Origin of the sequence: Neomoorella carbonis (assembly GCF_045278715.1) — a bacterium.
GTDB lineage: Bacteria > Bacillota > DSM-521 > Neomoorellales > Neomoorellaceae > Neomoorella > Neomoorella carbonis.
On the sequence record NZ_CP136420.1, the window covers coordinates 1952461 to 1964638 of the forward strand.

Annotated in this window: 12 protein-coding genes and 1 tRNA gene; 3 read left to right on the forward strand and 10 right to left on the reverse strand. The window is 54.5% G+C overall.

Translation table 11 applies throughout. The annotated features are described in order from the left end of the window. The first annotated feature begins 40 nt into the window (after window positions 1–40). A tRNA-Leu gene (locus tag MCACP_RS10120) sits at window positions 41–127 on the forward strand. 118 nt (window positions 128–245) lie between these two features. On the opposite strand, the gene MCACP_RS10125 is transcribed toward MCACP_RS10120, so the two are convergent. Next, window positions 246–422 (reverse strand): hypothetical protein, encoded by a 177-nt coding sequence (locus tag MCACP_RS10125; RefSeq protein WP_406676641.1) that lies wholly within the window; start codon window positions 420–422, stop codon window positions 246–248. A 95-nt stretch (window positions 423–517) separates the two neighbouring features. On the opposite strand from MCACP_RS10125, the gene MCACP_RS10130 reads away from it, so the two are divergent. After that, window positions 518–1462, forward strand: a complete 945-nt coding sequence (locus MCACP_RS10130; RefSeq protein WP_406676642.1) for a DMT family transporter — start codon at window positions 518–520, stop codon at window positions 1460–1462. A 277-nt stretch (window positions 1463–1739) separates the two neighbouring features. Next, complete coding sequence (locus MCACP_RS10135; protein WP_406676643.1) at window positions 1740–2783, forward strand: polysaccharide deacetylase family protein; 1044 nt, start codon at window positions 1740–1742, stop codon at window positions 2781–2783. A gap of 82 nt (window positions 2784–2865) precedes the next feature. On the opposite strand, the gene MCACP_RS10140 is transcribed toward MCACP_RS10135, so the two are convergent. From MCACP_RS10140 to MCACP_RS10180, 9 genes are all read right to left on the reverse strand, one after another. Further along, window positions 2866–3678, reverse strand: a complete 813-nt coding sequence (locus MCACP_RS10140; RefSeq protein ID WP_406676644.1) for an energy-coupling factor ABC transporter ATP-binding protein — start codon at window positions 3676–3678, stop codon at window positions 2866–2868. Further along, window positions 3653–4597 (reverse strand): cobalt ECF transporter T component CbiQ, encoded by a 945-nt coding sequence (cbiQ, locus tag MCACP_RS10145; protein WP_406676645.1) that lies wholly within the window; start codon window positions 4595–4597, stop codon window positions 3653–3655. The genes MCACP_RS10140 and cbiQ overlap by 26 nt, the downstream gene beginning before the upstream one ends. After that, on the reverse strand, window positions 4587–5639 hold the full coding sequence (gene cbiM, locus MCACP_RS10150) for a cobalt transporter CbiM (RefSeq protein ID WP_406676646.1): 1053 nt from the start codon (window positions 5637–5639) through the stop codon (window positions 4587–4589). The genes cbiQ and cbiM overlap by 11 nt, the downstream gene beginning before the upstream one ends. Window positions 5640–5829: 190 nt before the next feature. After that, window positions 5830–6297: a DUF134 domain-containing protein gene (locus MCACP_RS10155; protein WP_406676647.1), complete on the reverse strand. Its 468-nt coding sequence runs from the start codon at window positions 6295–6297 to the stop codon at window positions 5830–5832. 197 nt (window positions 6298–6494) lie between these two features. Next, on the reverse strand, window positions 6495–7220 hold the full coding sequence (locus MCACP_RS10160) for an ECF transporter S component (RefSeq protein ID WP_406676648.1): 726 nt from the start codon (window positions 7218–7220) through the stop codon (window positions 6495–6497). A gap of 99 nt (window positions 7221–7319) precedes the next feature. Next, window positions 7320–8990: an ABC transporter ATP-binding protein gene (locus tag MCACP_RS10165; protein WP_406676649.1), complete on the reverse strand. Its 1671-nt coding sequence runs from the start codon at window positions 8988–8990 to the stop codon at window positions 7320–7322. Then, window positions 8963–9892, reverse strand: coding sequence for an energy-coupling factor transporter transmembrane component T (locus MCACP_RS10170; RefSeq protein ID WP_406676650.1), 930 nt, complete (start codon window positions 9890–9892; stop codon window positions 8963–8965). The genes MCACP_RS10165 and MCACP_RS10170 overlap by 28 nt, the downstream gene beginning before the upstream one ends. Before the next feature lie 52 nt (window positions 9893–9944). Continuing rightward, a complete protein-coding gene (locus MCACP_RS10175; RefSeq protein ID WP_406676651.1) occupies window positions 9945–11180 on the reverse strand; it encodes a stalk domain-containing protein in 1236 nt (411 codons plus the stop codon). A 163-nt stretch (window positions 11181–11343) separates the two neighbouring features. After that, window positions 11344–12081: a DUF4430 domain-containing protein gene (locus MCACP_RS10180; protein ID WP_406676652.1), complete on the reverse strand. Its 738-nt coding sequence runs from the start codon at window positions 12079–12081 to the stop codon at window positions 11344–11346. Window positions 12082–12178 lie beyond the last annotated feature (97 nt).

Genomic DNA, 12178 nt, shown 5'->3' on the forward strand with positions numbered 1-12178 from the left:
GCAGGAATATGAAGTCTATGTTAAAATAAAAATCACACAAGCCGAAGTGGTGGAACTGGCAGACGCGCCGGACTCAAAATCCGGTGGCCGCGAGGCCGTGCGGGTTCGACCCCCGCCTTCGGCACCAATAATACCAAGGCGTGAAAGCCTTGGTCATTTGCTTTTTATAGACGAATTAATACTGCAACGTTGCCTTCCTTTCCAGAGAGCTGTCCATAATTTGTCTGCTACAGGTTAACAACCTATCAATAAGCGAGGTGGTCGGCATAAGCATCGACCACCTCGCTTATCTTCGCCCGGATATTAGGTGGTTGAAGCTGGAACGATTTATACTCGCTATAGTTTTGCTCTAACTTACCGGGAGGATGTTCTGACGAGAAGTTTATCGGGGCAGGCAGTAATCCAGGCCGTTTTTCGGCCATCAACCCCTGCAGGGTAACTTTGCCTATTGCCTGTCCCCGGTGCTATGCTAATAAATATGGGATCGCTACTAGTTATTTGCGGAGGTTACATAATCATGGCTATATGCCAGAAAACTGAAGAGGCAACCTTTTCCTGTCATCAAAGCAAGAGATCTCGCCAGTTGGGCTATGGAGCCATTCTCCTCGCAACTTTCCTTTACGGGGGCAATGTTATAGCCGGCCGGTTGGTGGCCCCCTTGGTACCACCCATAGCTATGTCCGCCGTCCGGGGTATACTTGGTCTTATAATATTGCTTCCTTTTGCCTGGAAGGAACCCCATAAACCGCGCCTGCAGGACCTGCCGTATCTGGCTATAGTGGGCTTTCTTGGGATCAGCGTGGCCTATGGTACCTTTGCCTGGTCTATGCAAGACAGCCCGGCAATTAATGCCGCCATAATCATTGCCACCTTCCCGGCCGTTACCCTGGTCCTGCTCGCTTTGGGATGGCACGAAAAGCCCAGCTGTTACCAGATCATAGGAATTATAATTGCCTTCACTGGCTTGGCACTGGTATCTAGCGAGGGTTCCCTTGAACGCATACTAACTTTACGCTTCCATGCGAGTGATCTGATTCTCCTGGTTAATGTTATTGCCGTTTCCCTTTCTAATATCCTGGTACAAAAAATGATGCAGCGCTATCCAGCAATCATTACCAGTACGTGGAGCCTCTTTTTTGGTACCATTTTCCTGCTCCCCGGGGGTCTATGGGAGGTATTTCACCAGGGCTGGTACCTGCCTTGGATGGGCTGGCTATTACTTATCTATATGGGCTGTATCATTGCCGGTTTGGCGCTGTTACTCAACTTTGAGGCCATCAATCGCCTCGGCTGCGGACCGGTGGCTATGTTCAACAACTTAACCCCCCTCTTTGCCATTGCCCTCGCAGCTTTAATTCTTAAGGAAAAGCTAGCCTGGTATCATGCTTTAGGTATTATTTTAGCCCTGGGCGGGGTGCTTATCTCCCTCTGGCAACATCACCCGGAAAAGAAAACGGTCTAGCGGCAGCTCCGGTACTATTCTTCACCGGGGTTAAGGATAGAGGTAGAAATACCCGCCCGCCAGCGGAAATTTTTTTACAGATGGCTTCCAGTACCACACGGATGTGATAAAATAGTTAAGGACTTTTTTCCAGGAGCCACGCCAAAGGGGTTAAATATCTACCGGCGAATTATAAGAAAAGTTCGGCTAAGACGTTCGGCTTGAGCGGCAGGCCGCTCTCCAATGGTTAGGAAAAAAAGCCGGTAAAAAGACCGTACTTTTGCAGGAGGGGACAGGGGTGAAAAAAATTGCCGCCCTTGTGACGGTTGTAGTCTTGCTTTTGTCCTTAACTTTGATTTACGGTAAATCTTATTCTTTCCGTCATCAGGACCAGGGAATAAATAATGCCGGCAGCTCCCCGGCAGAAACTGCCGGACCTGAAACAAGGCCTGTATCATCCATAACAAGGGAAACTGCAACAATAACGCCGGCGCTGGCTACTACAACCGGCAACCCCGCAAAAATTATTTACCAGAATAAAGTTGTTGCCCTCATTTACCATCATATTGATAACCAGGAAATCCCAGGATTGGTTATCTCCCCGCAACGCTTTCGCCACCACCTGGATATGCTCCGGGCACAGGGTTACCGGGCCATCAACCTGGAGGAGCTACGCTCTTTTCTAAAAGGTGAACCCATTCCCGATAATGCCGTCCTGATTACCTTTGACGACGGGTATGAGAGCGTTTACCGGTATGCCCTACCGGAACTGCGCGAGAAGCAGATGCCGGCCGTTTCTTTTGCTATTGTCGGCTATGCAGGACAAAAATTGGGCCGTCTCCAGCACTATGACTGGCAGGAAGCCAGGGAAATGGCAGCCGCCGGTTTCATCACCCAATCCCATACTTACAATATGCATAGTTACGGTCTTCTAGCTAACGGCCGTCAAGGCCCCATCCTTAGCGGTCCTTTAAAAGATCAAAGCGCGGAAGATTTTATGAACATGGTCTACCAGGATCTGGCCCGCTCCCGGGAGGAAATTGAGGCTCACCTGCAGCAACCGGTCTATGCCCTGGCCCTGCCCTACGGCGCCGCCGGCCCCCTGGCCATCCAGGCAGCCGCCCGGGCCGGTTTTCAGCTTATTTTTACTACCCAGGCCGGCGCAATTACACGGAAAAGCAATCCTCTGTCCCTGCCCCGGATCAATGCCGGTTCGCCGGCCGTATCGCCCAGCGAACTCGATATTATAATCCGCAAGGCTGCCGGCGTAGAGACTACTGTATTAACTAGATCACAGGCCCAGACCAAAATTAGTGGCAAAAAGGCTAATAAAAAGATCTAGCGAAGGACAGCCATCATAGTTCCTCACTAACAAATAAAGCCAGTGGCCGGATTGCCCGCCACCGGCATTTTTATTAAGCGGATTAATGGGCGTGCAGGTGGAAATAGCCCTGGTGGTGGTGCTCATGAAAGGCCGCGTCAATAAGGTTGACCTGCATTAAAAGCTTACGGTTGGCCAGAATTTCCCGGGGCAAGCCTGCTGCTGCCAGGCGGTGGTCTTCGCCCAGGACGAAAACCCGGTCGGCAATAACGGGGACAATAGCCAGGTCGTGGGTGGCGGTGATAATGGTCTTACCGGCCTGGTTTAATTTAAGGAGCATTTCCACCAGCCAGCGCTGGCTGCGGGGGTCCAGGCCGGCCGTCGGCTCGTCGAGGATCAGCACCTCCGGGTTGCTGGCCAGGACGGCTCCCAGAGCTACTTTTTTCCTTTCCCCGCCGCTCAGTTTATGAGGAGGGCGGTCGGCCAGGGCTTCCAGTTCCAGCAGGGCCAGGAGGGAATCAACCCGGGCTTTGACTTCAGCCGCCGGTAATTCCAGCTGCAGGGGACCGAAGGCCAGCTCTTCCCTGACGCTGGCATTAAAGAGCTGGGCTTCGGAATTCTGAAAGACAAACCCCACCCGGCGGCGGAAAGCCAGAAAGAAATCTTCATCTTCCAAGGAGGCCTCGGTCAGTTCCTGGTCGTCAAATTTCACCGTTCCCTGTCGGGGGAAAATCAGGCCGCTCAAAAGCCGCTGGAGGGTGGACTTGCCCGAGCCGTTGGCCCCCAGGAGAACCACTTTTTCCCCGGCGTTGATGGTTAAGCTGATTCCCTCCAGAGCGGGACGACCGTCTTCATAAGCGTAGCTGACATTTTGCAAAGTATAGAGGGCTTTAGTGACCAAGGTAATAATCGCCACCTAAAAGGATTAATCCCGCCATGATAAACCCGGCGAAGCGCCAGTAGTCCCGCGGAGCCAGGCTGTAGTCTTCCAGGCAACGTCCTTCACCGCGATAACCCCGGGCCACCATGGCTTGATAGACCTCTTCACTTAAAACGTAGGCCCTGATCAGGAGGTTTCCCATGGCCCCGGCCAGGAAATGGCGGTTCATTTTTAAACTTGACCTGCCCACCAGGCGGCTCTGGCGGGCTGTGAACATCTCTTCTGTGGTTTTGAGCAGTAAGAAGATATAACGATAGGTCATGCTAAAAATCAGGACAAAAATCCTGGGTACCCGTAAAACCCGCAGGGCCCTGAGGAGGGCCGCCCAGCGAGTGGTCATGGTCACCAGGAAAGCTAGGGAGACAGTGACCCCTACCCGGATGACGAGGAGCCCGGCCCCGGCCAGGCCCTGGCGGGTTATGGCGAGAAGCGCCGGCAGTTGCCAGGGCCCCAGGTGTACAGGCCCTTTCAGGTTCAACAGGACCACCAGGGGCTCGCCCGGGCGCACCCAGTTAAAGAGGGTAGGGAAAACCATTATCCCCGTGAACAGGGGTACGATGAGCCAGACACGTTTTAAATATGGGCCTAAAGGTATCCGGGAAAAGTAAGCCAGGAGGATTATCCCCCCGTACATGACAACCAGGGTCAAGGGGTGGCGAGCCAGCCCGGCCACCACAGCCAGCCACAGCAAGCCCAAAAGCTTTAACCTGGGCTCCACGCCCTGAAGCAGGCCCCGGCGGCCGGCCAGTTCCTCGGCAAAAAGGACCTCCTGGCCGAAGTGGGCCAGGTCCTGCAGAGTCTTTTCGCCGAAACCCGGCTGCCGTTTTCTTCCTCCGGCGCGGAGTGGTGGATAATTGTTTTGCCATAACCATGGTGGTAAGTTTTCAACGCGCATGGTAGTTGGCTCCCGGTTTTTCTTTCCGGGCCGTAAATCTGTGGACGGCCAGGAAAATAGCCATTATTATCCCCAGCCCCACCAGGGCCGACAGGATATAGCCCAGGGCCTCGGCTAAAAAGCTTCCAGCCAGGCCAGGTACGGCGTAGTCCGGGAAGAGGGCATGGGACCAGCTAGCGGCCAGTTTAACCATGCCGTCCGGGACAAAACCCAGCATCTGCTGCAATTCTTCCGGTGACCATTCGCCCCAGGCCGTACCGCTGGCCAGGATACCTAAAGGTGATAGCAGGACCAGTATACCCAGCCCTATAGCCAGTCCCTTGAGGCCCGGACCGCCAGCTCCAGCTGGAGCTGCTGCCCTTCCCTCCGGATAAAGCTGGAGTAAGGCGGGGTTAGCCCGTTCAAGGTAGTGGACCACCAGGCCGGTAACTATCCCCTCGGCCGGGCCGGCCACCAGGAGATGAGCCAGAGCCATAGCCGGGACGGCCAGGGAGAGAGGATAGGGACTGTAAAGGGGTACCCCGCTTGCTGTATGGAAGAGGACCGGCTGGAGGCCGAATTCCACCGCTGCCGCCAAGGCGGCCAGGTTAATCCCTGTAAAGCCGGCAATGCCCGCCGCCAGAACCCGGCGTCCATGGGTCACCGGCGACCTGCCGGCAAGGAGTTTATAGACATAGAAACTTGCAAAGGGCTGGATAAAGGCGATGTTGAAGGCGTTGGCGCCAAAGGCCAGGATACCGCCGTCGCCAAAGAAGAGGGCCTGGATGGCCAGGGCAATGGAAAGGCCGATGGCAGCTGCCCAGGGGCCGAAGAGGATGGCGAGGATGGCGCCGCCGGTGGCATGGGCCGTGGTGCCGTCGGGGATGGGAATGTTGTACATCATAATGGTAAAGGAAAAGGCGGCGCCAATGGCCAGGAGGGGGACTTGTTTGGCCTTCAATGTTGCCCGGACTTTCCGGGCTGCCGCACGCCACACAGGCAGCATTGCTGCCCCTAGAACAGCACACGTCTGAGGGCTTAAGTAACCGTCGGGAATATGCATACCGGCAGACCTCCTTGCAAGTACCCATGGCCAAAGAAAAAGACCATGGGCCTACTCCCCTGCCTTCTGGCAGGCCAGCAGGCCTCCATGGCCCACGCTTACAAAAATAACCTTGCTGAACTAATTATACAGGCTTGTGATCCCGAAAGCAAGCAGAAAATGGCCTACTTGATTTCAAAGGAGCCTTGGGTCAGGAAGGTTCTGTAGTGCGCCTCCTTTCCTGCCAGCCGTGGCGCCGGCAGCGGCCTCGTCCAGGGGTGGGAGCCGGGCTGAAAATTTCTGTGCTACCGCAGCGGGGGCAAGTTTCATTATCATCCTTTTCCGGTTCCCATTCATGGCCACATTCTTCACAGCGGGCCTTTGCCCCTGCCAGGCGGTAAACCCCGCCCTCTACCCGGATAGCCTTACCATTAATCAGAGCATCGGCCACTTTACTCCGGGCTGCGCCAAGGATACGGAAAAAGGTAGGTCGTGAGACCCTCATCCTGGCGGCGCATTCCTCCTGCTCCAGGCCTTCTATATCCTTCAGACGAATGGCTTCCAGTTCTTCCACTGCCAGGACAACTTCTTCCAGCTGGCGTAAAGGTACTGCTGCCGGTTTAAAATAAGTGATCCCTGGTATAAATTCTACCCGCCGGCACTTTGGTGGCCTCGGCATGATGGTCCCCCACTTTCAAGCTTTACTTTACCTTATCATAACTTTAATGTGGACTTATGTCAACCATAAGGAATAAATGCCTGATTACTATGTACTTTATTTTTGCCGATGCGGGTAGACCCGGCCGATTGACACCTTATGGTACCTTACGCACGGCTACCACTGCAGTATTGAACAATAATTTACGTAACAACACCTTATTTACCTTCTACGGCCGGTAAGAAAGTTACTTCCAGCTTGCGGCGATAGCGCCGCAGTATTTTCACGAAGCTGGAGCCAAAGAGGAGATAAAAGACGGCGTTACCTGCGGCATGAAAGGTATCAAACCAGAAGCTAGCAGCACAGGTGGCCACAAAGGACTGCCAGGTCAAGGGGTGGATGAAGCCCGTCCAGGTCCACAGGTTCATTATCCAGCCAAAAAGGTATCCCCAAAGCAAGCTAAATACCGTCATAACCTTCTTGCCCGCCCGGGGCAAAATAATCCCCATTACCCCTGCCGAGGTACCGGCCAGGCCCCAGGCCAGCATCTGCCAGGGCGTCCACGGGCCCTGGCCCAGGAAAAAGTTGGATATCAGGGCCGCCGTAGAACCGGCCATAAACCCGGCCCGCGGTCCGAAAACAAAGCCAGAAATGATTACCATAAAGGTAGTAGGCTGGATATTGGGCAAAGCAGCAAAAGGAACCCGGCCGACGGCGGCAATGGTACCCAGCATAGCGATTACGGCCACTTCCCGGGAAGAAATCCGTCTCTGTTCAAACCCCCAGTGCAGCATAACCAGGGCTATAATGATTATTACCGAAGCCAGCAAACCCCACCCCTGGCCCAAAAGAAGGGCGTTGACCTTGATACTGGTCAGCAACAAGCCCAGGATAAACACCAGGGCAAAGGGAAACAGCATTTTACGCCAAAACGCCACAGGCATAACCTCCCAAATTTGCCAGGGTACACACCATGTAGTGGGAAAGCCGTACTCGCTAACCGGCCCGCCGGTACGGGCCGGGCGGCGGTCCCTCCGGATGCCTCACCTTCCTTCTGGAACTGCTTGCCTGGCAGGCCATACGGGTTCCAGCCTGTCCAGGGCATCGCGCAGGGTCAGGACACCGTCAACATAGCCGCGGCACATTTTACCAATCTGGGTGGTATAAAAAAATGACTGGCCCAGGACCTGGTGCTTAGGTCCATCGGCTACGATCCGGCCGGCAAACAGCAGCAGCACCCGCGTGGCATAGGCGGCGGCAAATTCAACATCGTGGGTCACCAATACCACACTTACTCCCTCCCTGCTTAAACCCGTCAACATTGTTCCCAGCTCGTCCTTCAAATGATAATCCATCCCCCGGGTAGGCTCATCAAGCACCAGGAGCCGGGGCCGGGTCACCAGTATGGAGGCCAGGGCCACCCGCTGGCGCTCGCCGCTGCTTAAATCGCGGGGGTTTACCCGCCGGTAGCGCTGTAAGCCGAGCTTCTCCAGAAGTTCATCAACCACACCGTCATCAGTAAGACCGAAATTTTTTAGGGTGAAAAGCAATTCCTCTTCCACGGTATCCTGGAAGAGATAATCATTGGGATTCTGGGAAAGGTAGGCAATCCTGCCGGCCCCGGGCCGGCTCTCGTTACTCAAGTCGCGGCCCATTAGCAGCACCCGTCCCCGACCCGGTTTTAAGAGGCCGGCCATGGTTTTCAGGAGGGTGGATTTACCGGCGCCGTTGGCACCCAGGACAGCCACCACCTCACCGGCATTTATCTGCAAGGTGATGTCCTGCAGGGCTTCTTTACCGTTGGGATAGGTAAACCATACCCTGCTCATGGTCAAAACCGGTTCTCCCGGATTTTCATTTACAACCGGCCTTAGAGGAGGAAACTTCCGGTAGTTAAAGTTTGACCGCAGCAACCGGCGTCCTTCCTTGACGGTAACGGGAATAGAGGGGAAACCTATCCGGGCAAAAAAACGGGCCACGGGAGGAATAAAAGGAATTTCCCTGGTTACCGCCCAGCGGGCCAGTTGTTCCGGCGTACCCTCATATTTGACCTGGCCGTCTTCCATGAACACTACCCGGTCAGCCAGGTGGAAACACCTTTCCAGCCGCTGCTCGATCAAAATTATGGTCAGGCCCATTTCCTCATTTAACCGTTTAATGAGATTAAAAAATTCCTCGGCCGCTACCGGGTCCAGCTGGGAGGTGGGCTCGTCTAAAACCAGCACCTGCGGTTGCATGACCAGCACGGCAGCCAAGGCCACCTTTTGCTTCTGCCCGCCGGAAAGGTGCGCGGTAAATTCCTGTCTAACCTCTGCCAGGTCCAGAAAGCTCAGGACTTCGGCTACCCGCCGGGACATTTCCGCCTGGGGCAAGCCCAGGTTTTCCAGGCCGAAGGCGATCTCGGCCTCGACACTGGTCATAACCAGCTGCTTTTCCGGGTCCTGGAAGACTATCCCCACTTCCCGGGCCAGTTTTCGCCGGTCCATCTGGCCCATGTCCCGCCCTTGAAAATAAACCTTGCCCCCAAACCTGCCGCCGTAAAAGTCCGGGATCAGTCCGGCCAGCGCCCGCGCTAAAGAAGACTTGCCCGATCCCGAGCCGCCGGTTATAAGCAAAAACTCCCCTTCCTCGATACGCAAATTAATGCCCTTTAAGGCTGGTTTTTCCCTGTCCGGGTAGTAATAGGTCAAATTTTCGCATTGAAACAAGGGCAACGCTGCCACCCCCAGCTTAATACCACCGGAACGGATAAAGAAAGAATGATAATGATTAATAAAATTAGGGTCATGGGGCCTTTAACCAAGTAGTCCAGCTGCGGGTAAAAACTGAAGGTGCTGAATCCTTTAGCCTGGCCATAAACGGCCGTTGCCAGAGCCAGGACGCCACCTCCAAGACAAAGGCTGTCCCGCGGCCGCCAGGTATCCCGCCGGTAACAGGAACGCCGGCCGCTGCCAAAGGCCCGCGCCTGCATGGCCTCGGCTATTTCCAGGGAATCTTCCAGGGAAGACAGGAGCAGGATATTCATCAGAGCTGCATATCTGGGTAGCCTTTCTTTTAACGTTCCGCCATGAAAGTCAACGCCCCTTACCATCTGCACTTCCTGGATGTTTTCCATTTGCCTGATCATGGCTGGAAACATCCGGGTAGCCAGGGACAGCACCAGCGCCGACCGGGAGGCAAAACGCGCCAGCAAACTTAAAACTTTATCCGGGTGAACCACTAGATTATAGAGGCAAAAGATGCTGATGATGGCTAACAGCCGCACGCTCATAGCCGCGCCGTAGCAAATGGCTTCCAGCGAGACGGTTAAGCGGCCGAAAACCGGCAGGCGCGGTCCGAACCAGATTATCGTTTCCCCGGCATGGGCCAACAGGGCGTTGACAATAATCACCGGCAACATCATGCCCACACTGAGACGCAAATAAATTTCCCAGACCGCAAGACCACGGGCGGCGCTAATGGCCAGGACAACGACCAGTAATAGCCCCAGCAGGTAAAGGGGATTGGTGAACACCAGGGCCAGCACAAATAAAATACCCAGGTAAGTCAGGGCTGCCGCCGGATGTAGGCTCTGTAAAAAGAGACCTTTTTCCTGGTAAAAAAATTGCTCAAACATTTTTAGGGAAACCCTCCGAAATTTGCCCCTGCGTAGACTGGATTAAGGTTTATCACCTATGAGCCCTTTTTATGCTCACCGTTTGGGAAGTTGCATCCCAGTCTACCTGGTAGCCAAAGGCTTCCGCTACAAACCGGGCCGGGAGATAGGTGCGACCTTCTCGCAGCAGGGGAGCGACGCCGATGCTCCTGGCCTGGCCATTGACGTAGCCGGTTTCTTCGCCAATAACCATGGTTACTGTAACGCCATCCTTGCTCAGTTTAACAGCCGCAGTTTTCTCATCCCAGCTAATGCCGTCACTCGCTACGTCCAGAGCATAAGCCAGGTAACGCACGGGTACATATGTCCGGCCGTTCTCAATAAAAGGAGCTGCATCCATCGCCTTTACTTCTTCTTTTTCCCCGGCAAAAATTGTATAGCTCCTGGCGCCAACAATAAAACGTGCTTTATACCGGGTAACAGCAGGCTGTGGAGCTAATCGAGTATAAAACGGCTGTCCAAAATAGAGGCTGGCCAGGGCCATTAAGGCCTGGCTGGTAGCCATTTCATTACTTCCCATCCCCCTGATGTGTTCAAAGGAACCGTCAGGCAACTGGAAGCGAAGCAGGGCGGTTAAAACATTTCCTCCTGCTTTGTTAAAATTACCTTGAAGTGGATCAATGCCAACTGCAGTAAGCCCTTCAATGACCATGCAGGAGCTTTCTGGATTTTCCGCCCCCCAGGACTCAAAACCGCCATTTTCTTTTTGGGCCTTAGCCAGGTAAGCCACTGCCTTTTGGACAACCGGACTATCTTTTTTCTCGCCCAATGCTCCCAGGGCCATTAACGCCATACCGGTGGAATCCACATCGGACGTTTCTTCATCTGTAGCGTCCCAGTAAAAGGAACCGTCGGCGTGCTGCCTGGCCACCAGCCAGCTTAGGGCCTTGCTCTTATCGGGAATATCAGCGCCGGCAGCATGCAAGGCCAATACCGCCCAGATGTGGGCATTTACTAGCTGTTCACCGCCATGAGCTATATTGTCAGCAAACTTACCACTGGCGAGCTGGGCATCCTGGATCTTTTTTATAAGGTTCTGGCCCTGGTAATTATAGGGGTTCCCTCCAGCGGCCAGAACGGCCAGGACCAGGGCGGCATAATCATTCATTTCACCGGATGCGGTGGCAGCAGCCAGCATTTTTTCACAAGCCCGGCCAGCCAGCGTACCTTTTAAATCCTTTCCCGATGCCGCCAGGGCAATATAGCTCCAGGGAGACAAAACACCCCCGGCTTTCTCTCTTGTTAACAAATAAGCGGCAGCGGTATTTAATGATTTTCCGGCGCTATCCCTCCCGGTAAGGGCCCAGGCTGGCGTGACAGCGCCAGCGATAAGTAAGAATAAAATTAAAAAAGCCAGCGCCAAATCTGAAATCCTCTGTTTTAACATACCTGTGCACCCCTTTCCTGATAAATCAAGGTGAGGACGCCTTCAACCCTTGCCAGGTGGGCCCGGTACTGTTCAGGGTTTCGCTATACCACCAGATAATCTTATCACCTGACCGAATCCCTTTCTCGCTGGCTGCCACCATGGGGATCTCATCATTAACCTTATACATCCAGCCGGCCATACCTTTATTGTCTTGCCCGGCTATACTCCGGACAAAATTGCCGTATACAGGACTGATGCTGTATTTCAGGCCGGTGGCATCCAGGGCCCCGAGGGCCGTCAATCCCCATTTGTTGTTTTTATCAACCGTCACCGTAGCAGGACCATAAAGGAGTTGCCCTTTCATGCCAACTACGGCAATATCCACCCGGCACCCGGAGGCGGCAGGAGAATCCTGGGCTGGTGTTAGAGGGGCGCCGTTGCCGGCATCACTCTGGCTGCCAGCACTCTGCGCCGGCGGTGCCGCCTGGGGAGCACCGGCAGGTCCCGAGGCTTTCCCCCCGCCGGTTATAGCGCTGTCACCTGGCTTCTTCTCCCCCGCCATTTTTTCCGGCGGCTTGAGGGTCTCAGGCGCTTTTTGATTGCCGGCACTTTCCGGAACGCCGCCGGCAACAGCATTCTCCGCTGGTAAGGGAGCACCGGTGGGTGGTGTCCGGACATTATCAGCCCCGCGTGGCCCGGTATAGAAATTGGAAATTGCCGGTCCTATTAAGGCCAGTAAGACGATCAGGGCCGCTACCAGGTAAATAAATTTTTTTTGCATTTACTATTCCTCGCTATGCCTGTATTATCAGTCCCGTCAAGGCCACCTTCTCTGGGCCCGTAAGATCTCCAGCAGCGATGGGGAGCACCGCTGGACA